Here is a 22145-nt window from a genome sequence, read left to right as displayed (position 1 = left end):
GTTACGCCCTCTCGCCGCGAATATCAACTGACGGGAACGGATAACGTTCGCCGCGCTCTACCCAATCCATAAAGTCGGCGCGTGCGCCAGGGAAGCCGATCAGCTTCCAGCCCACCATGCCCTGATTGCCGCCGTGGATCGGATCGCTGAAGTAGCCCTCGCGGGTGTTTTGCAACAGAAAGGCGAAGAAGGTTTTGGCCGGCACCTGCGGGAATTGCGCGCTGCCGTTTTCGAAGGCGCTCAGTAGCGCGTCCTGCTGCGTGGGCGTCAGCTCAGCAAATACCTTGCCGTGCTGCTGTTTGCTCCAGCCATCGGCATCGGCCAGGCCGAGACGGTAGATCTGCTGCGGCACCAGCGGCAGCTGATAGCCGAGCTCTTTTGGCAGATCCGGATTGAACGGTCCCTGCATATACCAGTTGCTGCCGGTGGCATACGGCGTATTCATCTGGCGATCGATAAACTCCGGTACGCCAGCTTCCAGCGCGCCAGGACCACGTTCATCGTTGGGGATCAGGCGCGCCACGGCGGCTTTGATGAAGGCAAACTCTTCGGCGGTAAACCACACCGGTTGATATTCGCGCGCCTGCTGCGGCGCAGCGGCTGTAGACGCTGCCGCACCGGCGGCCATTGGCGCGACCAGTGCGCCCATCGCCGTACTGCCTACCGCCATTGCCGGCGCCAGGGTGATGGTTCTCAGCAGGAAATCCCGGCGAGTGTGACCCTTTTTTTCTTCTGACATGACATTGCCTCATTACCGCATATAATGCGGCATGAAAGTTAAGTAGTTGCGTTGTAATGATTTTTATTGGCGTTTTAAGGGATACAGCAAGACTGTTACCGGTAACAGTTGGCGTAGTGTAACACCATCGCCGTTAATAATTTAGTTTCCCGAAACAAATGAGCACAAAAAACTTAACAACTAACTCTGCCGCTTTACATAAATGCGGCGATGCTGTCATCGTCGGATACAACCGACAACAGACAGATAAATGCCGGAAGCGGTATAAAGAGTACACACAACAGCGGAGTGCCTATGTTTAAGTCCTATTTTCCGCGGCCGGCGCTGTTTTTCAGCTCGGCCGCGATTTGGAGCCTGGTTGCCATTTTTGCCTGGTTTGGCTTTTTCAATGATTTTCCGGCGCGCTTTCCCGCTTTGCAGGCGGCGATGCAGCAGCCGCTGCCGACCAACGCCAGCCGCTTTATCCACGCCAGCCAGCTGTGGTTTTATGCCTACTACTGGATCATGGGTGGCGCCTTTGCGCTGGTGTGGCGCATCATCGACAACCATCCGTGGCAGCGCTGGTCGGTATGGGGATCGTTACTGATTATCTTTGTCACCTGGTTTGGCGTGCAGGTTGGCGTCGGCGTTAACGCCTGGTATGGTCCGTTTTACGACATGATTCAGCAGGCGCTGACCAAAGCCGGCTCGGTGAGCATCAATCAGTTCTATGTGCAGGTACTGGCGTTTCTCGGCATTGCGCTGATTGCGGTAGTGATCGGCGTGATGAACTCGTTTTTCGTCAGCCACTGGGTGTTCCGGTGGCGTACCGCGATGAACAACTATTACATGCATAACTGGCAGCGCCTGCGTCTGGTAGAAGGTGCCGCACAGCGTGTGCAGGAAGACACCATGCGCTTCGCCAGTACGCTGCAGGACTGGGGCATCAGCTTTATCCAGGCCATCATGACGCTGGTGGCGTTTCTGCCGGTGCTGGTGACGCTATCGCATCACGTGAAAGAAGTGCCGATCCTCGGCAATATCCCTTATGCGCTGGTGATCGCCGCGCTGCTGTGGTCGCTGTTTGGTACCGCGCTGCTGGCGCTGGTGGGGATTAAACTGCCGGGGCTGGAGTTTCGCAATCAGCGGGTGGAAGCCGCGTACCGTAAAGAGCTGGTGTACGGCGAGGACGATCCGCAGCGCGCCGCGCCGCCTACGGTGCAGGAGCTGTTCAGCCGCGTGCGTCACAACTATTTCCGCCTCTATTTCCACTACCTCTATTTCAACATCACGCGCATTCTCTATCTGCAGGTGGACAATGTGTTCGGGCTGTTCGTGCTGTTCCCCTCGATTGTTGCGGGCACCATCACGCTGGGGCTGCTTAACCAGATCACCAACGTGTTCGACCAGGTGCGCTCCTCCTTCCAGTATCTGATCACCTCGTGGTCCACGCTGATTACGCTGATGTCGATCTACAAACGTCTGCGCAGCTTCGAGCAGATTCTGCAGGATATTCCGCACGACGAGATGCTGCGCGAAGCCTCGGAGTAAGCGGAAAAGGCTCGGGCGCAGAACCGCACTGTACTCCGGCATCACTCCGGACAGTTCCCTCTCCCGCCCGCGGGAGAGGGTTAGGGTGAGGGCCGGGTGCAGAACCGCACTGTACGCCGACATCGCTCCGGACAGTCCCCTCTCCCGCCCGCGGGAGAGGGTTAGGGTGAGGGCGAAGGAAAACCGGGGAAAATCAATCCCCCAGCAGCACCGACTCCAGCGCGATCTTAATCATATCGTTGAACGTCGTCTGACGCTCTGCCGCGGTGGTTTGCTCGTGCGTACGAATGTGGTCCGACACGGTACAGATGGTCAGCGCTTTGGCACCAAACTCTGCCGCCACACCGTAGATGCCGGCCGCTTCCATCTCCACACCGAGAATGCCGTACTTCTCCATCACGTCGAACATCTGCGGGTCCGGCGTATAGAACAAATCAGCGGAGAAGATGTTACCGACGCGCGCGTCCACGCCCAGCGCTTTAGCTGCATCAACCGCGTTACGCACCATGTCGAAATCCGCGATGGCGGCAAAATCGTGATCCTTGAAACGCATGCGGTTAACTTTTGAGTCGGTGCAGGCACCCATACCAATCACCACATCACGCAGTTTCACGTCTGCACGCACTGCACCGCAGGAACCCACACGAATGATCTTCTTCACGCCGAAATCGGTGATCAGCTCTTTGGTGTAGATCGAGCAGGATGGAATACCCATACCGTGGCCCATTACGGAGATTTTGCGGCCTTTGTAAGTCCCGGTGAAGCCCAGCATGCCGCGTATGTTGTTCACTTCGACCACATCGTCGAGGAAGGTCTCGGCAATGTGTTTTGCACGCAGCGGATCGCCTGGCATCAGCACCACGTCCGCGAAATCGCCCATTTCGGCATTAATATGAGGAGTTGCCATTGTTGTTCTTCCTTATCAAAAAGTGGTGGCTGTTTTACAGCAAGCTTTTGCCGTAGTCCATGCTGGACAGGCCAAAATAGCTGGCGATGGTCTGGCCGATATCGGCGAAGGTATCGCGGTAACCCAGCGAGCCCGGTTTTACTTCTGGACCGTAGATCAGAATCGGGATGTGCTCGCGCGTGTGCTCTGTACCGTGCCAGCTCGGATCGCAGCCGTGGTCAGCGGTGAGGATCAGGATATCGCCCTCTTTCACCAGCGCCATCAGCTCCGGCAGACGACGGTCAAACAGCTCCAGCCCACCGGCATAACCGGCGATATCGCGGCGATGGCCCCAGGTCGAGTCAAAATCGACGAAGTTGGTGAACACTATCGAGTTGTCCGGCGCCTTCTTCATCTGCTCAATGGTGGCATCAAACAGCGCATCCAGACCGGTGGCTTTGACCTTTTGCGTGATGCCCTGCTCCGCGTAGATATCAGCGATTTTACCCACTGAAATCACTTCGCCGCCCTTCTCATCCACCAGCTTTTTCAGCATGGTTGGTGCCGGGGGTTCGACCGCCAGATCGTGACGGTTACCGGTGCGCTGGAAGTTACCGGCTTTATCGCCGACAAACGGACGCGCAATCACACGGCCAATGTTATAGCCGCCGTTGGTCAGCTCTTCACGCGCAATTTCACACAGCGCGTACAGGCGATCGAGGCCAAAGGTCTCTTCATGACAGGCAATCTGGAACACCGAATCTGCCGAGGTGTAGAAAATCGGCTTGCCGCTTTTCATGTGCTCCTCGCCCAACTGGTCAAGGATTACCGTGCCGGAGGAGTGGCAGTTGCCGAGGTAGCCCGGCAGATCGGCGCGTTTTACCAGCGTATCCAGCAGCTCCTGCGGGAAGCTGTTCTCTTTGTCGCTGAAGTAGCCCCAGTCAAACAGCACCGGCACCCCGGCGATTTCCCAGTGGCCGGACGGCGTATCTTTGCCCGAAGAGAGTTCGCTGGCGTAGGCGTACGCGCCGATAATTTCCGCCTGCGGATCCAGTCCCGGCGGGAAGCGGCCGGTAGAGAGTTCCGCCGCTTTGCCAAGGCCGAGCGCGGTCATGTTGGGCAGATGCAGCGGACCTTCGCGGCCTTCATTGGCGCGGCCTTCAAAGCACGCTTCGGCGATATGGCCGAGCGTATCCGATCCTTCATCACCGAATTTATCGGCGTCTTTGCTGGAACCAATCCCGAAGGAGTCGAGAACCATAATAAAAGCACGTTTCATGCAAGTCTCCTGCGCCATAGCGCGATGACAAGTCAAAAAAAAGCGATCAGATCAGTATACCCGAACGGCCGCTGCCTGGCACGCAGTTACGCCACTATTCGCTGATGCGGCGATACACCACCGGCGTGGCCTGCGGAGCATGGTCGCTGGGCGTTATCGCCGCTTTCACTGCCGCAGCGGCCTGCTGCCACTGCGCTTCCGATGCGGCATGAATCACCGCCAGCGGCTGCTGCGCATTGACCTCACTGCCCAGCGTGATCATGTCGCTGAGGCCCACGCTGTAATCAATGCTGTCGCTGGCGCGCTGACGGCCACCGCCCAGCGTCACCACCGCCATGCCCAGCGCCCGCGTGTCCATGGCGCTGACGATGCCGGGACGATCGGCGTACACCGCTTTGCTCAGCATCGGTGCCGGCAGATAGCGGTCCATCTGCTCGATGAAATCCGTCGGGCCGTTCTGCGCCGCCACCATGCGGGCAAACACCTCAGCCGCTTTACCGTTATCCAGCACCTGCTGCAGTTTTTGCCGCGCTTCGGCTTCGTTCGCCGCCAGCTTGCCGGAGATGAGCATCTCAGCGCACAGCGCCAGCGTGACCTCCAGCAGCCGCGGATTGCGCGCCTCGCCGGTGAGGAAATGCACCGCTTCGCGCACTTCCAGCGCATTACCGGCGCTCGACGCCAGCACCTGATTCATGTCGGTGAGCAGCGCGGTGGTTTTGCATCCCGCACCGTTGGCGACGCCGACAATCGCCTGCGCCAGCTGCTGCGAGGCCTCAAAGGTTGGCATAAACGCCCCGGATCCGACTTTGACATCCATCACCAGCGCGTCTAATCCTTCGGCTAATTTTTTGGCGAGGATCGAGGCGGTGATCAGCGGAATGGAATCCACGGTGGCGGTGATATCGCGCGTGGCGTAGAACCGCTTGTCCGCCGGCGCCAGCGAATTAGTCTGACCGATAATGGCAACGCCGACCTGTTTGATGATCTGGCGGAAGCGATCGTCGCTGGGGAAGATATCGAAGCCGGGAATAGCTTCCAGCTTATCCAGCGTGCCGCCGGTGTGACCGAGGCCGCGCCCGGAAATCATAGGCACGTAGCCGCCGCAGGCCGCCACCATCGGACCCAGCATCAGCGAAGTGACATCGCCCACGCCGCCGGTCGAGTGTTTATCAACAATCGGTCCGTTGAGATTCAGCGCCTGCCAGTTGAGTACCGTGCCGGAATCGCGCATCGCCATGGTCAGCGCCACGCGTTCTTCCAGGTTCATGTCGTGAAAATAAATCGTCATCGCCAGCGCGGCGATTTGCCCTTCAGATACGCTGTTATCACGCACGCCGTTGATGAAAAAGCGGATTTCCGCTTCGCTCAGCGGCTGGCCGTCGCGTTTTTTACGAATAATTTCTTGTGGCAGGAACAAGGTTGCCTCCCCGGAAAAGCGATCTATCGCTGAATGACAGCCGCCAGATGCGCAGCAATACGCACCTGACGGCAGTGACACCGTGGGCCGCCATTTTAGCGACCGCGTGGATCAATAACCGGCTTTGCTGGTCGCCGTAGCGTGACCCAGGGTATTCAGCAGGCTGGCTAACAGGCTGGAAGCGCCGAAGCGGAAATGACGCGCATCCGCCCAGCCGCTGCCGAGGATGTCGTCGGCCAGCTGCAGGTAGATAGCGGCATCTTCCGCCGTGCGCACGCCGCCAGCCGGTTTGAAGCCCACCTGCTGCTGCACGCCTTTGTCACGGATTACCTGCATCATGATCGCCGCCACCTCTGGCGTGGCGTTGACCGGCACTTTACCGGTAGAGGTTTTGATGAAATCCGCGCCGGCATCGATCGCGATTTCGGACGCTGCACGAATCAGCGCTTCCTCTTTCAGCTCGCCGGTTTCGATGATCACTTTCAGCAGCACGTTCGCCGCCGCGCAGGCCTCTTTACAGGCTTTTACCAGCGCAAAGCCGACGTCACGATTACCGGCAATCAGCGCACGGTACGGGAACACCACGTCAACTTCATCCGCGCCATAGGCGATTGCCGCACGGGTTTCCGCCAGCGCGATGTCGATGTCGTCGTTACCGTGCGGGAAGTTAGTGACGGTCGCGATACGAATTTCCGGCGTGCCCTGCTCGCGCAGCGTCTTACGTGCAATCGGGATAAAGCGCGGATAGATACAGATCGCCGCCGTGTTACCGGCCGGTGATTTCGCCTGATGGCACAGCGCGATCACTTTTTCATCGGTGTCGTCTTCGTTCAGGGTGGTCAGGTCCATCAGTTGCAGCGCGCGCTGCGCGGCCGCGTTCAGATCGGTCATGGTGCTCTCCAAAGTCAGGCCGGTGAAATCTGCTCACCGGAGAATGTGATAATTATAACAACCCACGCCGCGTGGAATTGCGAGGTTTGTCACAAGGAAAAGGAAACCGCGCTCTGATATACATGCATTTAGCGATTTTAATCACATTAAATCGCTATTTTGCCGAACAGCGCGGCATGATGCGATTGTGATTATTATCACAAATGTTGCCGCAAAAAGGTATCGGATATCGTTAAAGCGTAGTTAATTTGCGACAGAGCGGGGGTTGTCAGCACATCATCAGAAGTGGCAGAGGGGTTGCAGCGACGCGATTCATCGCGCAATAAATTGTGCCGCTGGCAAAATTGCAACGGCGATTAACCGTGACGGCGCTATTAGATGAAGTGAGGTGACGGCAGGCGCAGGAGCATTACTCAATCCGGCAGCACGAACAAACGCAGGCTGTTGTGCCACAGCGCCTCGGCGATCTCATCGGGCGGTTCCGGGCGCAGCTGGCACAATACTTCGAACACATTACGCGCGCGCTCCGGGCGATTTGGCTGGCCCTGAAAACCGTGCAGCGGCATATCCGGCGCATCGGTTTCCAGCAGCAGCGCCTGCAATGGCAGGCTGGCGATGGTGTGGCGGGTTTTGCTGGCGCGCGCATAAGTGATAGTGCCGCCGACACCAATCGCGTAGCCAAGGGCGATGAAACGCTCCGCCTGCTGCTGGCTGCCGGCAAAGCCGTGCACCACGCCGCGTCGCGGCACGTCGTGACGGCGCAAATACTGCGCCAGCTGATCGTGCGTACGTCGCGAATGCAGGATCACCGGCAAATCATAGCGCTTTGCCAGCTTCAGCTGCGCCTCCAGCAGCCGGGTTTGCCGCGCAAAATCCGGCGCTTCCATATACAGATCCAGCCCGATTTCCCCCATCGCCACGCGTTTTACATCCGGCGTTTGCAGGTACTGCTCAAGGCGATCGAGATCGTCATCCTGATGTTGCGCAATATTGATCGGGTGCAGCCCGAGCGCGCTATACAGCGCCGGATGCTGCTGCGCCAGCTGGCTCACCACGGCAAAACGGCTGGCATCCACGCACGGCACGATGATGCGTTCCACGCCCGCCTGCGCCGCCTGCGCGATACTGTGTTCGGCAGCGGTGACAAATGGCGGAAAATCAAAGTGGCAGTGGGTGTCGATAAATCTCATGCCAGCGATCCTGCATCGTAGTCGGCGTCATTACCCGCCAGCGGCGGCGTGCTGACCGGCCGGTTATCCGGCGCGTTGGCGACGGCGGCTGGCGGCGTCACGGCAATCGGGCGCGCCAGCGGTTCAGCATCGCTCAGCCACTGGCCCAGCGTCGCCAGGAAATAGCGCCCGCTGCGGCGGCCCAGATGATAATCCTGATTCAGTGACGCCAGACGACTGCCCAGCGCCATGCTGGCCAGCGGCTTTGGCGGAAAGATCTCAATGATGCGCAGATTATCCGGCGGCTGTTCAATAAACTGCTGAATCTGGCGGTAGCTCTCTTCGTGCTGATGCAGGATATTGATCATCGGCTGCAGGGCGCTGTCGCTCAGCCAGCGCTCCATGCGTTTAAACCACTTCGGCGTATACGCCATCTGTGACGGCACGGTACGGATCACCACGATAGTATCGGCGCCACGCCGCGCCGCTTCGCGCACCGGAATAGCATCACTGATGCCGCCGTCGAGATAGCTCACGCCATCCATCAGCACGCCGCTGCGGTAGAAACCGGGGATCGCGCTGGAAGCCTTAATGATGTCATGCCAGGTCAGATTGGTGGGATTGAAATACTGCGCGCTGTAATCATCGCTGCGGCAGGCGCACATGTAAAATTCGCTGCCTTTGGCAAACAGGCTTTCGGCGCTGCTCAGCGCCAGCGGGAACTCCTGTTTAGTGATATCCACCAGCCAGTCAAGATCGATCAGGTGGCCACCGCGCACAAAACGCAGCGGATCGAAAAACAGTTTACTGGTGGTGTAACGGGTAATCACGCGCCGCGCATAACCGGGCTGGGCACAGACAAAGGCTGAGAGGTTTTGTGCCCCGGCTGAGGTGCCGAGCATTAACTGAAAAGGGTTGAAACCTGCGCGCTGAAATTCATCCAGTACGCCCGCCGTGAAGATGCCGCGTTGCCCGCCGCCTTCGCAGACCAGCGCGATTTTTTTGGATTTGAATGGCGTGAGTGCCAGTGGCTCAAAGGTGTCCAGCGACACCGGGATGCGTATTCCCAATGGATGTCCCTCAGTGTTTGCTGCTCTGAGGGAGGCGCTCAATCAGCATCCCGGAGAACCAGTCATTGTCGTTCCCTGACCAACCGCATCCTGCAATCGTCGCGGCGCACCTTCAATGGTGGCAATGACTGGCCTCCGCTTTATGTGACTAGCGGGTTAACATGGTTAACGCAGTGGGTCAGGGTCGTTTGCGCCCGGTAAACAGGCTCACGAGGAACAGAATAATACCGACAATAAAGACAATTTTAGCTGCCCATGCTGCCGTACCCGCCAGACCGCCAAAACCTAATGCTGCAGCAATCAGAGCGATGACCAGAAAGATAATACCCCAACGAAACATAAGCCTCTCCTTTACCATAGTGAAAATCGAACTGCTTATTCTTCACATCACTGTTTTTAATACGGAACGGCACCGTTGGTGATGCCGTTCCGGTTGCGTTAAGATTTCACCTTGAGGTCATTCTTCACGCTTTTCACGCCTTCAATGGCTTTGGCGATCTTCTCAGCCCGATCGGACTGGGCCTGATTCGCCACTTCCCCGGACAGCTGTACCACGCCATCGGTGGTTTCCACCTTCACGTTGCGCGATGGCACAATGTCATCTGCTAAAAGTTTAGCTTTTATTTCACTGGTGGTTGCTGCATCACCTGCATAACCTTTCAATGAACTCTGTTTGCTGTCTCTGACGTGTAGTTTGTCGCTGACGGATTTAACCCCTTCCACCTTCTGCACCAGCGCCACAGCCTTCTCAGCCTGGTCCTGCGAGGTGACAAAACCGCTCAGCGTCACCACGCCTTGCTGCGTTTTTACTGAGATATCCGTACTTTTAATCGCTTCATCGTCCACCAGCGCGGCTTTGGCTTTGGCGGTGATGCCGCTGTCATCCATAAAGCCATCGACTTTTTTCATAGAACTATCGATTTTGGAACCCGCGCTGCTGCTGGTATCAGCCGCCATTGCCGCGCCGCTTAACAGCGCAGTACCGGCCAGTGCAGCAATCAGGGTTTTAGCAATCTTAGTCTTATTCATCGATATCATCCTTCTATCAGTTAACCCACTCGCAACCGCGAATGCGCCAGCAACACACCACGTTGCTGCGTGATGGACGTAATCAGACCCACAGGTCCGTTTTCTCGTCCGACAGAATAATCATAGTAGGGATTACAGCTTTTGCTGGCTTTTGTGGTTGATATCTCGCCAAAAAGCGATAACCGCAGCGCAATTAAGAGGAGTCTGTATCGGAGAAAACCGGGCGGCAGAAAGCAGCAGCCCGGTGAAGACGGCGAACTTAGTGTTCGCGCGTTTTACGGAAGGTCACGTCAGGATAGCGCTCCTGCGTGATGTTGAGGTTGACCATGGTCGGGGCGATATAGGTGAGGTTGTCACCGCCATCGAGCGCCAGGTTGATCTCGTTTTTGCGCTGGAAGTCGTCAAACTTCTTCGCGTCGCTGCACTCAACCCAGCGGGCGGTCGACACGTTGATGGCCTCGTAAATCGCCTCAACGTTGTACTCGCTCTTGAGACGCGCCACGACCACATCAAACTGCAGCACGCCCACCGCACCCACGATCAGATCGTTGTTGTGCACCGGACGGAACACCTGCACGGCGCCCTCTTCCGACAGCTGGACCAGCCCTTTCAGCAGCTGTTTCTGCTTCAGCGGATCGCGCAGGCGAATGCGACGGAACAGTTCCGGAGCGAAGTTCGGAATACCGGTGAACTTCATGGTTTCGCCCTGGGTGAAGGTGTCGCCAATCTGGATGGTGCCGTGGTTATGCAGGCCGATGATATCGCCCGGATAAGCTTCCTCAACGTGCGAACGGTCGCCCGCCATGAAGGTCAGCGCGTCGGAAATCACCACATCTTTACCGGTACGCACCTGACGCAGCTTCATGCCCTTCTCATATTTGCCGGACACCACGCGCATAAAGGCCACGCGGTCACGGTGTTTCGGGTCCATGTTGGCCTGAATCTTAAACACGAAGCCGCTGAACTTCTCCTCTTTGGCTTCGACTTTGCGGGTATCGGTCTGGCGCGGCATGGGCGCCGGCGCCCAGGCAACCAGACCATCCAGCATGTGATCGACACCAAAGTTGCCCAGCGCGGTACCAAAGAACACCGGCGTGATTTCGCCGCTCAGGAACAGCTCTTTGTCGAACTCGTGCGATGCGCCCTGCACCAGCTCCAGCTCGTCGCGCAGCTGCTGCGCCAGCTCTTCGCCGACGGCCGCGTCCAGTTCCGGGTTCGCCAGCCCTTTTACCACGCGCACTTCCTGAATCGTGTGGCCTTTGCCGCTCTGATACAGGTAAGTTTCATCGTTGTAGAGGTGATACACGCCTTTGAACAGCTTGCCGCAGCCAATCGGCCAGGTGATCGGCGCACAGGCGATTTTCAGCTCGCTCTCGACCTCATCCAGCAGTTCCATCGGATCGCGAATGTCGCGGTCCAGTTTGTTCATAAAGGTGATGATCGGCGTGTCGCGCAGACGGGTCACTTCCATCAGCTTGCGGGTACGATCCTCAACCCCTTTCGCGGCGTCGATCACCATCAGGCAGCAGTCCACCGCCGTCAGCGTACGGTAGGTATCTTCCGAGAAGTCTTCGTGCCCGGGGGTATCCAGCAGATTAACCAGGCTGTCGCGATAGGGGAACTGCATCACCGAGGTGGTGATGGAGATACCGCGCTGCTTCTCCATCTCCATCCAGTCTGATTTGGCATGCTGGCTGGAGCCGCGACCTTTGACGGTACCGGCGGTCTGGATCGCCTGTCCGAACAGCAGGACTTTTTCGGTGATTGTGGTTTTACCGGCGTCCGGGTGCGAGATGATCGCAAAGGTACGACGGCGCGCCACTTCTTCTAAAAAGGGAGCAATAGACATGAGTGAATTCTTCTTCAGGGCAACGCGCGAGCGGCGCGCTGCGAATAAATCATTCCGGAGCCAGTCCGGCGGATAACGGTGCCAATGGCGACGCATGCGCGTCGGGTCACAGCAGGGTGTGTGCGATCTACATTGGCGGCAGTCCGGTTATCCCATCAGCATTGAGGCGGCATAGCATACAATATTTCAGCAGGCGGGGGAATCTGCGGCAGGATGAGACGATGCTCGCGCAGTTCAGGACATGTCTTGTAAACACTAAGCGATGTCTGGCTGAGAATGCCTGTCCGGAACCGTCACCCCGGCAAGGACAGCAAAATGACCCTACAGCTCAACCCACATACCTACAGCCCTTCGCACCGAAACGCCGCCCTGTCGTCGCCCGCGCAGATGTACCGCAAACCCGGCGAGATGCTGCTGATCAACGCGCCGGATAACGCCGCCGTGCCAGCCACCGGCCGCGCTGATTTTTCCCGCAGCAGCCTGCCGGCGCACCTGCATTATCTGCTCACGCCGCGCCCCGGTTTTTCTGCCGGTCAGCATTTTGTCCCGGAGTATCCGTACATGCTGGACGCCGCGCTGTCGGTCACTGCCCGCCGGGGCGCGGTGTCGTTAGCACCGTATCACGCCGACAGCGACAAGTGCGCGCTGGTGATTGAGCGGCAGACGCTGGTGAAGTTTGATCTGCCGCCGCTACACGATTTGGTGCTGAGCTACATCGGTCTCAACACCTACTTTAGCGAAGTGCGCTTCTACAACCGTGCCGGACGCATCGTGGCGTTTCGTCGCCTGAACGCCAGCAAAAAGCGCCACGAAGTGTTCTGCTTCGCCGGCATGAAGCCGGTCTCAATGGTGATTGAGACCAGCCAGCACAGCTCGATTTTGCTCGATGAGATGGTGTGGAATCAGACCGTGGGCGCGGGCGCGCGCTGAGGCGCGTTACCCCAGCATGCGCACCACTGCCGCCTTGAAGATCTTCACACCGATCTCCAGCGAACTCAGCTCAAAGCGCATCTGCGGATGGTGCAGTCCCGGCACCAGATTGGTTCCCAGCCCCCAGAAACCGGCTTTAACCTGTGGATTTTTCACCGGATAGTAGAAGAAATCCTCGCTGCCCGGTGTGGTTTTCGCCGCCAGTAATCCCTGCTCGCCGAGCACATCGACAATCGCGGCGCTCAGCAGCGCGGTGGCATCGGCATCAATTTCCGCCGCCGGCATCTCTTTCAGCACCACCACTTCAGCGGTTGCGCCCAGCGCAGCCACGCTGTGCTGAATCGCCTGGCTGACTTTCTCTTTAAGCAGTTCCATCGGCGCGTTCTCCTGCGAACGCAGATCCCACACCACGCGCGCCTCGTCCGGCACCGAGTTGGTCACGCCGGCGTCGCACAGGAAGCGCGTCGCTTTTACGCTCCAGGTGAGGCCCGGTGCCAGATGAATGCTGTTCACCGCCTGCACCGCCTGGACTGCCGCATCAAGCGCGTTGACGCCGAGATGCGGTCGCGCGGCATGGGCCGGAACACCTTTAATGGTGGCCTCCAGCGTGCTGCACGCTGAATAGATCACCGCAGGCGTCGCCTGCCCGACCTGGCACTCCTCCAGCGGGCGCAAATGGAAGCCGAGGATCATCTCCACGTCATCCAGCGCGCCGCCCTCAATCATCGCCAGCGCGCCGGCCCCCAGCTCTTCAGCCGGCTGGAACAGCAGCTTCAGCCGCCCTTTTTTAATAGCGCCTTCCTGCAGCAGCTCCTGCGCGGCGGTCAGCACCACCGACGAGTGGCCGTCATGGCCGCAGGTATGGCGGGCGCAGGCAACGCCGTCGATCACGTGCCCGAGCGCATCCATGTCAGCGCGCAATGCCAGCACCGGGCCCGGCACGCCGCTGTCGATCTCCGCCACGATGCCGGTGGTCTGGTTGATGCCGCGCGTGACCTTAATGCCAGCCTGTTCCAGCTGGCCGGCGATGTAGGCCGAGGTTTTAACTTCCTGAAACCCCAGCTCGGGGATTTCATGCAGAAAATGGTAGTGATCGAGAACTCTGGACACCGTTTCGCTCCTAAACAAAAAAATGCATCACGAACATAGCGATAACCGCATTGATAATGCTGGTGAGCATCAGCAGCGGCCAGTATTTTTTCGGCACATCAGCGACGCCCAGCAGGCGGCCCATGTACTGCAACTGCGAACCCATAAGAAAAATCGCCGGTGCGAGGATAGTGATGTCGGTACCGCTCAGCAGGCCTTTGGCCATCAGGCTCACCGCCACCCCGACGCTGGCCGAGGATGACAGCCATGCGGTCAGCAGCACGGTAATCGCCTCGCCGGGCAAACCGAAAACCCCCATCAGCGGCGCAAACGCGTGGCCAAGAAACTGCATGATGCCGAGCAGATTCAGCACTTCCGCCAGTACGTAGGCCATCACCACATTGGGCATCAGATTGTGAATAGCAATATGGAAGCCTTTACGCGCGCCGACAATAAAAATATCAAACGGATTATTATTGACCCGCGTCTGTACGTTATTTGACATCAGCAAAATCCTTCTTATAAACACTGTTTAACACAAAACGGACAAATGCCGCACCGACGAATTTCAGCACAAACATTAACAGCAGCGGAATAATGATTGGTGCACTCATGGACGCAAATAGCGCCGAGCCAATGGCAAAATAATTATTGATCAGTCCGGCACCGGAATATTGCCAGGCGCTCATCACCACCAGCTCTTTTTTACCGATTTGCTGCTGATCCGCCATCTCTTTGGTAAGCGCCGCGCCGGCATCGGTACTTTGCAGATCGGTAATCAGCGCCAGGCCGCAGCGTCCCGGCAACCCCATCAGCGGTTTCAGCAGTGGCGTCAGCAGCGTGTGGGCGGCACGAATCGCGCCGTAGTGGGTGAAAATCTCCAGCACGCCCAGCGCCAGCATTACAGTAGGTGCCAGCGACAGCGCGAACAGGAAGCCGGCTTTGGCGCTGATGCCACCGGCGCCGAGAAAGGTGGAACCTGACTCTTTGATGGTGCCAAAGCTGCCGCCCAGCGTGGTGAAATCAAACGCGCCCAGCCAGCTAAAGCCTTCGACCTTATATAGCAAACCGGAAAAAAACAGTATTGCCAGTATCAGCGCGAGATAATTTCCGGCGCTCGCCGTGACCGTTTGTGGCGCGGCGATGATTTTTTCTTCAGACATCTTTTCTCCTGCTGGCCCTATTTCTGCCAGACGTGGTTGCAATATACGGAACTATTAACCAAGCAGGATTTATGCCAATGCGTACTTTCTTTAATTTCGCTATGGCTAATTTTGTTCAGTAACAAGCAGCAGCCAGAATAAGCGTTTAAATCGCCGTGTCAGGTTTATTGCTGGTTGCGCCAGTGCTTATTTTATCGGCGGGGTGACTGGCGAAGAAGTGATCGGTGCAGTTGTGCGCTGCACCGCCAGCAGGCAACGCAGCTGCACTAAAACGGTGCTGCGGACTGTGAATGAAAATTAGTCAAAATTGAGAATTCTTCGCATTCAAATAGCGGAATAATTCCATTTATAATCAATAAGATAAATTCAACTTTTTTACGAAAAAACCTTCACAAAAAAGTATAGATTGATGCATAATTCGCCGTACTTCACCTGACAAATTAAAAAGGACTCAGCCATGTTAACCGCTGAAATGACCTCACGCCTGAACGACCAGCTCAATCTCGAATTCTTCTCCGCCAACCTCTATCTGCAGATGAGTGCCTGGTGCAGCGACAAAGGCTTCGAAGGTGCCGCCTCGTTCCTGAAAATGCACTCGCGCGAAGAGATGCAGCATATGCAGAAGCTGTTTGACTACGTCAGCGATGCCGGTTCACTGCCGGTGCTGGGCAGCATCGCCGCACCGGCGGTAAGCTGGACTTCGCTGAATGACGTACTGGAAGAAGCGCTGAAGCACGAGCAGCTGATCACCAGCAAAATCAACGAGCTGGTGCACGCCGCGCTGACTTCGCAGGATTACTCCACCTTTAACTTCCTGCAGTGGTACGTTGCCGAGCAGCACGAAGAAGAGAAGCTGTTCAAAACCGTGCTGGACAAGCTGGCGCTGGTGGGCAACAAAGGCGAAGGTCTGTTCCTGGTGGACAAAGATCTGGGCCGCATGAACGTCGAAGGCCACGGCCAGTAAAAATAATAAAGATTATGCACAGCAGCATGCACAACGCCCGACCCTGTCGGGCGTTTTTTTTGTGCTTACTCCAGCGCCTTCAGTCTGAGCTCCGACGGCTGTGGCCGGCCAAACAGGTAGCCCTGAAACAGCGTACAGCCCTCTTCGCGCAGGCGGACAAACTGCTCATTACTTTCCACGCCCTCTGCGGTGATCTGAATATCCAGGCTGCGGCTCATGCCGGTAATCGCGCGGATGATCGCCAGCGCCTCGCGGCTGTCGCCCATATCATTGATAAATGACTTGTCGATTTTGATCTTATCGAACGGGAACGAACGCAGATAGCTGAGCGACGAGTAGCCGGTGCCGAAGTCGTCGAGCGCAATCTGCACGCCCAGCGTTTTCAGGCTCTGCAGCGTACGGATATTGCCGAGCGTATCATCCAGCAGCACCGATTCGGTGATCTCCACCTCCAGCCGATGCGGCGCCAGGCCGGATTCGCGCAGCGCGCCCTCCACCACCGACACCAGCGAGCTGTTCTTAAACTGCAGCGGCGACAGGTTGACCGACACCGACTGTTCGGTTTCCCAGCTCTGCGCCTCGCGGCAGGCTTCGTACAGCGCATAGGCGCCGAGCATATGGATCAGCCCGGTCTCTTCGGCAATCGGAATGAAGTCATTCGGCATGATCAATCCTTTAATCGGATGATGCCAGCGCATCAGCGCCTCATAGCCAATGATGCCGGTCTCGTTGGTGATCGGCTGATAGTAGAGCTTGAGCTGCCGTCCGGTGATCGCCTCGCGCAGATCGTTCTCGATCACCCGGCGGCTACGCGCCACATTATCCATCTCCAGCGTAAAGTGCTCATAGCGGTTACGGCCGTTACGCTTGGCTTCATACAGCGCCATGTCGGCGCAGCGCAGCATATGTTCCGGCGTATTGGTGGCCTGCGAGGTCAGCGCAATGCCGACGCTCAGCCCGACCGACAGGTTGTGGCCTTCAACATTCACCGGCGGGCGGATCGCCTCGATCAGGCGCTGCGCCACAATCGCAACCTCATCGGCATTCCGCACGTTGGGCAGCACGATGGCAAACTCATCGCCGCCGATGCGCGCCAGCGTGTCCTGATCGCGCAGTACGCTGCGCAACCGCTTCGCCACCACCCGCAGCAGATCGTCACCGATCTGATGCCCCAGCGCATCGTTCACGTTCTTGAAGTTATCCAGATCGAGACACAGCGTGGCGCTGGTCTGGCCCTGCTGCTGATCGACACGCAGCGCCTCGCTCAGCTTCTGGCGAAACAGGATGCGGTTCGGCAGGCTGGTAAGATTATCGTGATGCGCCATGTGACGAATGCGCGCATCGGCTTCGCGCTGATCGGTGACATCTTCCACAATCAGCATAACGTAATTCTGCCGCATGTCTTTGCCGCTGATGGTAGTGGCGCGGGTGTGCAGCACCCGCTCACCGCCGGCGGTCAGTAACAGCTGCTCGCGCGCGTGAATGCCTTCGCTGCGCAGCGCGATATCCGCCAGGCTGTTGAAGTAATCACTCAGTTCCGCCGACATACATTCGTGCGGCCGCTTATGCATAATCAGCGACTTACTGAAGCCAAACAGCTGCTCGGCTTTGTCATTGACCATCAGGATTTCGCGGCTGATGGCGTCTTCGACGATCACGCAGGAGGGAATGTTGCTGATGATGGTGTCGAGGAAGCCGGAAAGCTCCGACATTTTGGCGCTCTGCGCCTGCGCCAGATCGCGCGCGCGCAGCAGCTGCTGCTCGTGCTCACGCCGCTCGGTGACGTCGCGGGTGATCTTGGCAAAGCCGATCATTTTGCCCTCTTCATCATGAATCGCGTCAATCACCACATGCGCCCAGAAGGCCGAGCCGTCTTTGCGGTAGCGCCAGCCCTCGTCCTCAAAGCGACCGGTTTTCAGCGCGATGCCCAGATTGGCATCCGGCGTGCGCGCCTGACGTTCCGGTGAGCCGTAGAACACGGAGAAGTGCTGGCCCACGATCTCGTCAGCCATGTAGCCTTTGGCGCGCTGCGCGCCGGCGTTCCAGTTCACCACCCGGCCCTGTAAATCCAGCATGTAGATGGCGTAATCCGTCACGCCTTCCACTAACAGGCGGAAGGTTTTCTCGTATTCACGCTGCTTGCGCAGCAGCGCCTGCTGTTCGGTGCAGTCGCGGGTGATTTTGGCATAGCCGATCAGTTTGCCGGCGTCATCGCGAATCGCGTCGATGATCACATGCGCCCAAAAGGCGCTGCCATCTTTGCGATAGCGCCAGCCTTCGGTTTCATAGCGCCCGGTGGCGGTGGCGATGGCCAGACCGCGCTGCGGCGCGCCGTTGCGCCGATCCTCTTCACTGTAAAACAGCGCAAAATTCTTCCCGACGATCTCTTCGGGGGTATAGCCTTTGGCGCGTTGCGCCCCGATGTTCCAGTTAGCCACCGTGCCATCCGGCTTAATCATGTAGATGGCGTAATCCACCACGCTCTGCACCAGTAGCCGGTACATTACGTCAGAGTTATTGTTCATTGTTGTTCGCCTATGCTGGCCTGGTCTCGATGCGCAGTTAAGATAATTCTTAATCTTCAGGCAGACTTAAACGCAAAAGCGCATCGCTTACAAGCGCAAATCATCCGCAGACAAAAGTTGGTAGTGTGGTTATCGGCAGTGGCGAGAAAATGTTCAGTGGGATAGTGGATTTATTGCGCAAAGTTGACAGCACGCCGCGCGGAGATTCTCCGGCGGCGTGCTGTCAGGTGGCATTAACTGACGTCATCTGGCGCGTTCAGGTTAAATGCATGCCGATATAGCGCTCATAACGTGCGGGTTTCACGCGTGACAGATCGACCAGCACCAGACCATCAATGCAGTGATTGAAATCCGGATCGCTGCCGAAATCGATAAACTGCACGCCGCCCGGCTCGCACACTTCCGAATACTGTTTGTACAGCGTCGGAATCGCGGTACCGAGATTAGCCAGCAAATGCTTGAGACGCCGCAAATCGTCGGCGTAGTTATCGCCGGTGAACTGCGCCAGCACCTCCGGCAGCGACGCCGGATAAGGGCGGCGCGACTTCGCCAGCGGCAGATCGGTCGGAAAGTAGAGACGGTAAAATGCCACCAGCAGATCGCGCGCCGCCAGCGGCATGGTGCCGGAGATTGATACCGGACCGAACAGGTAGCGCGTCTGCGGATAGCGCGCAATGTAAGCGCCGATGCCCATCCATAAATAATCCAGCCCGCGCTTGCCCCAGTAGGCCGGCTGAATGAAGCTGCGCCCCAGTTCCAGCCCCTGCTGAATAATCGGCAGCATGCGCTCGTCATAGTGGAACAGGCTGTCGCTGTAGATGCCCTGCAGCCCGCGCCGTGCCAGCTGCTCGGCGCCGGGAATAAAACGGTAGGCCCCGACAATCTCCAGCGCCTCGTCATCCCATAAAATCAGGTGATAGTAATCATCGTCATACTTGTCGAGATCGCGCCGCCTGCCGCTGCCCTCGCCCACCGCACGGAAGGCGATTTCGCGCAGCCGGCCCAGTTCACGCAGCAGCGGCACCCAGCTGGCCCCGTTGCGCCGCCACAGGTAAATCTGTTTGCCGTCCGGCAGCGTCCCGAGCCGTTCACTCTCCAGCAACGCTTTTTTCAGCTCAGCGCGATCTTCCGGGCGGGCGATGGCGGCTTCGGTAAGAAACAGACCGCGCCGTCCCTGACCGATGCGGTACAAATGCTTGCGCAGCCGCTTCGCCAGCTCTTTGCCCGGCGTATGGCCATCGTGCCAGTTGGCGAAGGGAATCTGCTCGCCGATATGCAGTTTGATGCGCGTGCCGCGCTGGCGGAACATTTCGCGCACCAGCATCAGCAGCGCCAACGGTGCCGCCACCTTCGCCGCGGCGTAAAACGCCAGGCTGTTACGTCCTACCACGTGCACCGGTACCAGCGGCGCGCGGGCGCGGGCAGCCAGGCGCAGAAAACTGTGGTGCCAGTGGCGATCGCGCACGCCGCGGCTCGACAGGCGCGAGACTTCACCGGCCGGGAAGATAATCAGCGCGCCCTGGTTGTCGAGATGCTGCTGCATGCGCGTCAGCTGCTCGCGGCTGGTGCGGTTGCCCATGTTATCCACCGGCAGCATCAGGTTGTTGATGGGTTCCAGCATCATCAGCATGCGGTTGGCAACGATTTTCACGTCGCGCCGCACCTGCGATACCGCCGCCAGCAGCGCCAGGCCGTCCAGCGCGCCAAGCGGATGGTTGGCGACGATCACTACCGGCCCGTGCGTCGGGATCTGTTCAAGGTCGCGTTCGCTGAGCTCACAGCGCACATCCAGGTGTTCCAGCACCTGCTCCACCATATCCACCCCTTTCAGATGCGGATAGCGCTGGGCAAAGTCCTGAAACTCCTGTTCACGCACCGCCCACTTCAGCAGGCTTTTCTGCCAGTGCGCTGGCTGCTGGCCTGGCCAGTAAGTATTGAGAAGCTGGTCAACGGAAAACATGGTGCACCTTTTTATACGCAGCGGTTTATTCCCCTGACGTTAAAACGGCTTGTTTTCAGATTTATGACCACGGCAGATGCGGACAGGAAAAAGTATCGACGCGCTTTGTGCTGGCGCATAAAAAAGTCAAATTTACCTTAAATGAGAATTTTCCAGACAGGACTTAAATCTTATTCTTAAGACCCATGAATTAATCTGGTCACACCTCTGCTAATGAATTTTCATCGGTGTTTATTCCTTGCGTTCTTTTTTTGTTTATTTTTGGACTACACATATGATTCATTCGGTATTTATAGTTGATGACCACCCATTAATCTGTGCGGGTATTCAGGCACTGCTGCACGCTTATGACTATTCGGTTGCGGGCATTGCCAACAAAGGCGATTTATTGATTAGCGAATTACATCATGCGCAGCCAGACGTGGTGCTGCTGGACCTGACCATGCCCGGCCGCGCGGGCATTCCGCTGATTGCCGACATTAAACGTATTTTGCCGCAGCAAAAAATCATTGTTTTTACCGCCTCAGAAAGCCTGTTTTATCAACGCTGTTGCCTGCAGTTAGGGGTAGAAGGCTATGTGTGTAAACGCGGCGATTTGGAAACTTTATTGACAGCAATAAAAGAAGTCGAGCGCGGAAAACGTTTTTATCCGGTCACGCACAGTGCGGCGGATGCCGCCGAGCTGATTGAAAGCGAGAAATTGATGAGTTTAACGCGCCGCGAATTGATTGTGCTGGTGAAACTGGCCTCCGGGATGAGTAATAAAGAGATCGCCTCACAATTACAGCTGAGCAGTAAAACCATTAGCACTTATAAAATTAAAATTCTGCGCAAGCTCGGCCTGAAAGGGATTAGCGGAATTAATACGGCGGCGCGCGCCAATGATCTGGTGTGAGTCAAACCCGGCCCGGTCCGCCAGCGTGACGACCGGACAGCAGGTCAGAGCTTGAGCGGCGGCAGCTGAGAGAACACGCTCAGCAACCCTTTACTCCACAATTGGCGGATCTGGGAAAAGTAGGGATGCTGTTCGGTGATGTGGTACTGCTCGCTGTCGCTAAAGCTGTCGCTGTGGTAAACCATCGCGTCGAGCGGCAGGCCGACGGAGATGTTACTCGCCAGCGTCGAATCCATGGAGATCAGCGCACACTGCATCGCCTGGCTGAGCGAGGTCTCATAGCGCAGCACGCGATCAATTATCGGCTTACCGTATTTGCTCTCACCAATCTGGAAGTACGGCGTGTCGACGCTGGCTTCAATAAAGTTGCCCTGCGGATAGATCTGGAACAGCCGCGGCTCTTCGCCGCGAATCTGCCCGCCCAGCAGCAGCGTGCCGCCAAACTCCTCGCCGTCGCGCGCAATCACTTCACGCAGCGTGGCGCCTACCAGCAGCGCAATGTCGTACAGTGAACGCCCGTTGAGCAGATTGGGTTGTTCGCTGTCGTTGCAGTTGCGCCGCAGCAGGCTCATCACGCTCTGCGTCGTCGCCAGATTGCCGGCGCTTTGCAGCACCAGCGTGCGCTCATCATCCACCTGAAACACATGCAGTTTGCGAAACGAGGAGATATGATCCACGCCCGCATTGGTGCGTGAATCCGAGACAAAAATCATCCCGGCCGATAAACGCATTGCCACACAATAAGTCATAGTTACGCCTG

20 protein-coding genes are annotated in these 22145 nt (G+C 57.5%); 4 read left to right on the top strand and 16 right to left on the bottom strand.

Annotated features, from left to right (window positions below; all coding sequences use genetic code 11):
- Position 1: 1 nt before the first annotated feature.
- Positions 2-739 (bottom strand): gluconate 2-dehydrogenase subunit 3 family protein, encoded by a 738-nt coding sequence (locus tag ERD80_RS03970; protein WP_136545823.1) that lies wholly within the window; start codon positions 737-739, stop codon positions 2-4.
- A 294-nt stretch (positions 740-1033) separates the two neighbouring features.
- On the opposite strand from ERD80_RS03970, the gene sbmA reads away from it, so the two are divergent.
- Positions 1034-2269, top strand: a complete 1236-nt coding sequence (gene sbmA / locus ERD80_RS03965) for a peptide antibiotic transporter SbmA (protein ID WP_136545821.1) — start codon at positions 1034-1036, stop codon at positions 2267-2269.
- Positions 2270-2462: 193 nt separating this feature from the next.
- Here the strand turns inward: sbmA and deoD are convergent, their stop codons facing one another.
- The 9 genes from deoD to prfC all read right to left on the bottom strand — a co-directional run bounded on the left by deoD (position 2463) and on the right by prfC (position 11859).
- Positions 2463-3176 (bottom strand): purine-nucleoside phosphorylase, encoded by a 714-nt coding sequence (deoD, locus tag ERD80_RS03960; protein WP_136545819.1) that lies wholly within the window; start codon positions 3174-3176, stop codon positions 2463-2465.
- Between the two features lie 34 nt (positions 3177-3210).
- Positions 3211-4434 carry a phosphopentomutase gene (deoB, locus tag ERD80_RS03955; RefSeq protein WP_021507655.1) on the bottom strand — a complete coding sequence of 408 codons (1224 nt, stop codon included), beginning with the start codon at positions 4432-4434 and terminating at the stop codon, positions 3211-3213.
- Positions 4435-4528: 94 nt separating this feature from the next.
- Positions 4529-5851, bottom strand: a complete 1323-nt coding sequence (gene deoA, locus ERD80_RS03950) for a thymidine phosphorylase (protein WP_136545817.1) — start codon at positions 5849-5851, stop codon at positions 4529-4531.
- Positions 5852-5962: 111 nt separating this feature from the next.
- Positions 5963-6742, bottom strand: coding sequence for a deoxyribose-phosphate aldolase (gene deoC / locus ERD80_RS03945; RefSeq protein WP_058770662.1), 780 nt, complete (start codon positions 6740-6742; stop codon positions 5963-5965).
- A gap of 413 nt (positions 6743-7155) precedes the next feature.
- Positions 7156-7932 carry a TatD family hydrolase gene (locus tag ERD80_RS03940; RefSeq protein ID WP_136545815.1) on the bottom strand — a complete coding sequence of 259 codons (777 nt, stop codon included), beginning with the start codon at positions 7930-7932 and terminating at the stop codon, positions 7156-7158.
- The gene (locus tag ERD80_RS03935; protein WP_031279725.1) at positions 7929-8981 is read right to left on the bottom strand and encodes a DUF6363 domain-containing protein; all 1053 of its coding nucleotides are present in this window, start codon (positions 8979-8981) and stop codon (positions 7929-7931) included. The genes ERD80_RS03940 and ERD80_RS03935 overlap by 4 nt, the downstream gene beginning before the upstream one ends.
- Before the next feature lie 178 nt (positions 8982-9159).
- Positions 9160-9321, bottom strand: a complete 162-nt coding sequence (locus ERD80_RS03930; RefSeq protein WP_007893192.1) for a DUF1328 domain-containing protein — start codon at positions 9319-9321, stop codon at positions 9160-9162.
- Between the two features lie 98 nt (positions 9322-9419).
- Positions 9420-10010, bottom strand: coding sequence for a molecular chaperone OsmY (gene osmY, locus ERD80_RS03925; RefSeq protein WP_021507660.1), 591 nt, complete (start codon positions 10008-10010; stop codon positions 9420-9422).
- Between the two features lie 259 nt (positions 10011-10269).
- Positions 10270-11859 carry a peptide chain release factor 3 gene (gene prfC, locus ERD80_RS03920; RefSeq protein ID WP_021507661.1) on the bottom strand — a complete coding sequence of 530 codons (1590 nt, stop codon included), beginning with the start codon at positions 11857-11859 and terminating at the stop codon, positions 10270-10272.
- 315 nt (positions 11860-12174) lie between these two features.
- Between prfC and ERD80_RS03915 the strand changes: the two genes are divergently transcribed.
- Entirely contained in the window at positions 12175-12789 is a 615-nt protein-coding gene (locus ERD80_RS03915; RefSeq protein WP_136545814.1) for a hypothetical protein, read from the top strand.
- Positions 12790-12795: 6 nt separating this feature from the next.
- On the opposite strand, the gene ERD80_RS03910 is transcribed toward ERD80_RS03915, so the two are convergent.
- The 3 genes from ERD80_RS03910 to ERD80_RS03900 are packed head-to-tail and all read right to left on the bottom strand — an operon-like array spanning position 12796 to position 15041.
- Positions 12796-13899: a M20 peptidase aminoacylase family protein gene (locus ERD80_RS03910; protein ID WP_058759555.1), complete on the bottom strand. Its 1104-nt coding sequence runs from the start codon at positions 13897-13899 to the stop codon at positions 12796-12798.
- A gap of 10 nt (positions 13900-13909) precedes the next feature.
- Entirely contained in the window at positions 13910-14383 is a 474-nt protein-coding gene (locus ERD80_RS03905) for a YjiG family protein (protein WP_136545812.1), read from the bottom strand.
- Positions 14373-15041 carry a nucleoside recognition domain-containing protein gene (locus ERD80_RS03900; RefSeq protein ID WP_088516041.1) on the bottom strand — a complete coding sequence of 223 codons (669 nt, stop codon included), beginning with the start codon at positions 15039-15041 and terminating at the stop codon, positions 14373-14375. Before ERD80_RS03900 ends, ERD80_RS03905 begins: the two co-directional genes overlap by 11 nt.
- Positions 15042-15498: 457 nt before the next feature.
- Between ERD80_RS03900 and ftnA the strand changes: the two genes are divergently transcribed.
- Positions 15499-16005: a non-heme ferritin gene (gene ftnA, locus ERD80_RS03895; protein ID WP_058759556.1), complete on the top strand. Its 507-nt coding sequence runs from the start codon at positions 15499-15501 to the stop codon at positions 16003-16005.
- A 65-nt stretch (positions 16006-16070) separates the two neighbouring features.
- Here ftnA and ERD80_RS03890 read toward each other — a convergent pair whose 3' ends face one another.
- Both ERD80_RS03890 and ERD80_RS03885 read right to left on the bottom strand, forming a co-directional pair.
- Positions 16071-18530 carry an EAL domain-containing protein gene (locus tag ERD80_RS03890; protein ID WP_136545810.1) on the bottom strand — a complete coding sequence of 820 codons (2460 nt, stop codon included), beginning with the start codon at positions 18528-18530 and terminating at the stop codon, positions 16071-16073.
- A 256-nt stretch (positions 18531-18786) separates the two neighbouring features.
- Positions 18787-20490, bottom strand: coding sequence for a GNAT family N-acyltransferase (locus tag ERD80_RS03885; RefSeq protein WP_021507668.1), 1704 nt, complete (start codon positions 20488-20490; stop codon positions 18787-18789).
- A 238-nt stretch (positions 20491-20728) separates the two neighbouring features.
- Between ERD80_RS03885 and ERD80_RS03880 the strand changes: the two genes are divergently transcribed.
- Positions 20729-21385, top strand: a complete 657-nt coding sequence (locus ERD80_RS03880) for a response regulator transcription factor (RefSeq protein WP_227746436.1) — start codon at positions 20729-20731, stop codon at positions 21383-21385.
- 44 nt (positions 21386-21429) lie between these two features.
- Here ERD80_RS03880 and ERD80_RS03875 read toward each other — a convergent pair whose 3' ends face one another.
- Positions 21430-22134: a proteasome-type protease gene (locus tag ERD80_RS03875; RefSeq protein WP_031279727.1), complete on the bottom strand. Its 705-nt coding sequence runs from the start codon at positions 22132-22134 to the stop codon at positions 21430-21432.
- Positions 22135-22145: the final 11 nt, after the last annotated feature.

It is taken from the genome of Pantoea sp. R102 (assembly GCF_004916815.1).
Classification (GTDB): Bacteria; Pseudomonadota; Gammaproteobacteria; order Enterobacterales; family Enterobacteriaceae; genus Pantoea; species Pantoea dispersa.
This window is presented reverse-complemented; position numbering and strand designations above follow the sequence as displayed.

What these genes read in the sequence shown, in the direction of transcription:
- ERD80_RS03970 (WP_136545823.1), bottom strand. Translation starts at nt 739, where the DNA reads ATGTCAGAAGAAAAAAAGGGTCACACTCGCCGGGATTTCCTGCTGAGA.
- sbmA (WP_136545821.1), top strand. Translation starts at nt 1,034, where the DNA reads ATGTTTAAGTCCTATTTTCCGCGGCCGGCGCTGTTTTTCAGCTCGGCC.
- deoD (WP_136545819.1), bottom strand. Translation starts at nt 3,176, where the DNA reads ATGGCAACTCCTCATATTAATGCCGAAATGGGCGATTTCGCGGACGTG.
- deoB (WP_021507655.1), bottom strand. Translation starts at nt 4,434, where the DNA reads ATGAAACGTGCTTTTATTATGGTTCTCGACTCCTTCGGGATTGGTTCC.
- deoC (WP_058770662.1), bottom strand. Translation starts at nt 6,742, where the DNA reads ATGACCGATCTGAACGCGGCCGCGCAGCGCGCGCTGCAACTGATGGAC.
- ERD80_RS03940 (WP_136545815.1), bottom strand. Translation starts at nt 7,932, where the DNA reads ATGAGATTTATCGACACCCACTGCCACTTTGATTTTCCGCCATTTGTC.
- ERD80_RS03930 (WP_007893192.1), bottom strand. Translation starts at nt 9,321, where the DNA reads ATGTTTCGTTGGGGTATTATCTTTCTGGTCATCGCTCTGATTGCTGCA.
- osmY (WP_021507660.1), bottom strand. Translation starts at nt 10,010, where the DNA reads ATGAATAAGACTAAGATTGCTAAAACCCTGATTGCTGCACTGGCCGGT.
- prfC (WP_021507661.1), bottom strand. Translation starts at nt 11,859, where the DNA reads ATGTCTATTGCTCCCTTTTTAGAAGAAGTGGCGCGCCGTCGTACCTTT.
- ERD80_RS03915 (WP_136545814.1), top strand. Translation starts at nt 12,175, where the DNA reads ATGACCCTACAGCTCAACCCACATACCTACAGCCCTTCGCACCGAAAC.
- ERD80_RS03905 (WP_136545812.1), bottom strand. Translation starts at nt 14,383, where the DNA reads ATGTCAAATAACGTACAGACGCGGGTCAATAATAATCCGTTTGATATT.
- ERD80_RS03900 (WP_088516041.1), bottom strand. Translation starts at nt 15,041, where the DNA reads ATGTCTGAAGAAAAAATCATCGCCGCGCCACAAACGGTCACGGCGAGC.
- ftnA (WP_058759556.1), top strand. Translation starts at nt 15,499, where the DNA reads ATGTTAACCGCTGAAATGACCTCACGCCTGAACGACCAGCTCAATCTC.
- ERD80_RS03890 (WP_136545810.1), bottom strand. Translation starts at nt 18,530, where the DNA reads ATGAACAATAACTCTGACGTAATGTACCGGCTACTGGTGCAGAGCGTG.
- ERD80_RS03885 (WP_021507668.1), bottom strand. Translation starts at nt 20,490, where the DNA reads ATGTTTTCCGTTGACCAGCTTCTCAATACTTACTGGCCAGGCCAGCAG.
- ERD80_RS03875 (WP_031279727.1), bottom strand. Translation starts at nt 22,134, where the DNA reads ATGACTTATTGTGTGGCAATGCGTTTATCGGCCGGGATGATTTTTGTC.